This is a genomic window from Rhodopirellula maiorica SM1 (assembly GCF_000346295.1).
Classification (GTDB): domain Bacteria; phylum Planctomycetota; class Planctomycetia; order Pirellulales; family Pirellulaceae; genus Novipirellula; species Novipirellula maiorica.
In genome coordinates, this window is the sequence record NZ_ANOG01000422.1 from 1 (window position 1) to 2,576 (window position 2,576).

At 54.2% G+C, this 2,576-nt stretch carries 2 protein-coding genes; one reads left to right on the top strand and one right to left on the bottom strand.

What is annotated here, in order from left to right; genetic code table 11:
- The coding region (locus RMSM_RS13515) for a DUF1559 domain-containing protein (RefSeq protein WP_008696799.1) at positions 1-827 on the bottom strand (827 nt) is incomplete at its 3' end.
- 247 nt (positions 828-1,074) lie between these two features.
- Here RMSM_RS13515 and RMSM_RS13520 point away from each other — a divergent pair.
- Positions 1,075-2,259 (top strand): AraC family transcriptional regulator, encoded by a 1,185-nt coding sequence (locus RMSM_RS13520; RefSeq protein ID WP_040766398.1) that lies wholly within the window; start codon positions 1,075-1,077, stop codon positions 2,257-2,259.
- Positions 2,260-2,576 lie beyond the last annotated feature (317 nt).

Sequence of the window (2,576 nt, forward strand, 5' to 3'; positions counted from 1 at the left end):
TCAATCATGCCGTTCTGTGAACAATACGATGGGTTATCGTGAACCAAGGCGGAAGAGACTTGGCCGCTGTTTCCTTTTGCACCCACATCGTTCGAGATCGTGCGAGTATCTTTATCGCCGAGATCCGTTGCAATTTCCGCCATCAGGATGGTATTGGAAAGTCCATCAAGCACGTCGCGGAACGCTGTCCTTTTGTATTTCACAAACGCACCCCGATTGGCTGCGCGTGATTGTTTGGACGGATTCGATTTGACCAGTAGTGCGTTGTTGCGTGGTCCATCATGCAACCGTCGTCCAGAATCCCCCAGGCAAGCGGCGTAATTTGTTCGCCCTAGAGCTGGCAACCCGGTGCCTGGGTCACTTGGGCAACGTAGCGTTGGCAATTCGGTAACCCACGGCGCGTAATTGATGTTGCCGTGCGAAGGCCCCATTGCCGGGAAGTCAACGGTTCCGTCTTTGTTGTAATCATTCGGGTTGGAAATCTGTTCCCAAATTGCCTGCTGTTCGATAAACGGAGTGACTGCAACGAGCATCGATAATTGCAGCATGTTGCCATTGGGAGTCGCACGCCATGACCGCACGTTTGGCGTAATGTTTTCATCAACGGTACCAGAACCGTGTTGCGGCAATTGCTTGTAGGCACTGTGATAGTTGTGGATCCCCAGCCCAAGCTGTTTAAAGTTGTTGCTGCAACTCATTCGCCGCGCTGCTTCACGGGCCGCCTGGACCGCAGGCAGCAGCAATCCCACCAACACCCCAATAATCGCGATCACCACTAGAAGCTCGACCAACGTAAACCCGAATTGGGCCGTTTGTTTCGAATTCATTACCAATCCCCTCGAAAAACAGACAAGAAACGCAAGAAAAGAAGCGTGAGGGGGCGTCGACTCCCCGTTACGCTGTAACACATTCTTAACAATCAGCGGCCATTCAGATATAACCAAATGCGCCTTTATTCTTTGCAAACGCGCATCCACACTGCATATACTCATTGCGCACTCGAGCGTGCGTTCGGTTGCGGGACATCGATAAACCGGCCCGCCAACACCGGCCTGCCAAAACGGAGAAAACTGATTGTCAAAAAAGCAACTAGCATTACCCGAAAAAAAAATGCCGCGTGTTGCGGTTCTAGTCGACACGTCGACCGAGTGGGGACGCGATTTAATTCGTGGCGTGACCAGCTATGCTCAGAACCATGGTCCGTGGCAGTTGCAAGTGGAACCGCGAGGCCGTGAAAACGTGTTGCAGCTACCAAGCCAATGGAACGGAGACGGGGTCATCGCTCGCGTTTCAAACCCCAATATTGCCGCCGACCTCCGGTCGCGTGACGTTCCCGTGGTCAATATCTCGGGAATTGAACTCGAGGGATGTTCATTTCCGCGAGTGGCAATTGATTACGAAGCGACGGCAAGGCTAGCGTCGGAACATTTCTATGTCCGTGGGTTCCAGCGTTTCGCCTACGTCGGTCCACTGCATTACTCGTACGTCAATAAACATGCCGATGCGTTTCAGGATCAAATCGGAACGGACGTCGCCCCACTCGAACGATTCCAGTACATCCATGAATCCATGGGTAGCCAAAAGTGGCAGAAGCAGCGTTTGAGAATCGAAAGTTGGTTGCACAAGTTAGAGAAACCGATTGCCGTGTTTGCCTGGGGAACCTCCGCATCTTGTCAATTGTTAGATGCATGTTGGTGTATGAACATTCAAGTTCCCGATGATGTCGCCGTTTTGGCTGGCGCTGAGGACGCGTTGATCGCACAAACGACAACACCTCCGATGTCCGCGGTGCTGAACCCGTCAAAGCAAATGGGGTATCGAGCAGCCGAGCGGCTGGCAAACCTGATGAACGGTGGCGACGATAGTGGCGAAGATGAGAGGGTCGCCCCCATTGAAGTGGTGACTCGTCGGTCCACCGACGTACTTGCGATCAAAGACCAAGAGTTGTCGGCCGCGGTCCGTTACATTCGTGAAAACGTATTCTCGGAGCTCACCGTCGCCGAGGTCGCACGATCGGTTCCCATGAGCGTCCGTAGCTTGCAAGTCAAGTTTCGAGAGCTGTTTGGACGGTCTCCGCTTGCGGAAATACACCGACTTCGGATCGCGCGTGTGAAGGAACTGCTGGCGTCGACCGATTTGCCCATTGCCAGTATCGCCCAGGCGACGGGGTTCGGTACAGCCGCCTACATGGCAACCATGTTCAAGCGAGAGACAAAGGTGACACCATTACAATACCGGTTGGCGACTCGGCTACGCTAAACAGTTTGCCAGGAATCATTGGATGAAATCCGGTAAGCCGTTTGGGCGCACGTCGTGCTGCATTTTGTAGCGGCTGGACACGAGCCCACGGCCATCTACTTTGGTAGCGGCACGGCGCGAACCGTTCGGCTGAGGCGAGTAAAACGTTCGGTTTAGACCGGGCGGGCCCCGCGCCGCGCCGCTACAAACGCCACTCGTTTAGTGCCAAAGCAGATGGAAATGGGCGACAGCCCTCCGGTGTTTTGGTCGGGATGAGGAACCCGAGAGCTTGCGTCCTGCCGCTGAAACCTCGCAAAACACGGGGGATAAATGCTTCG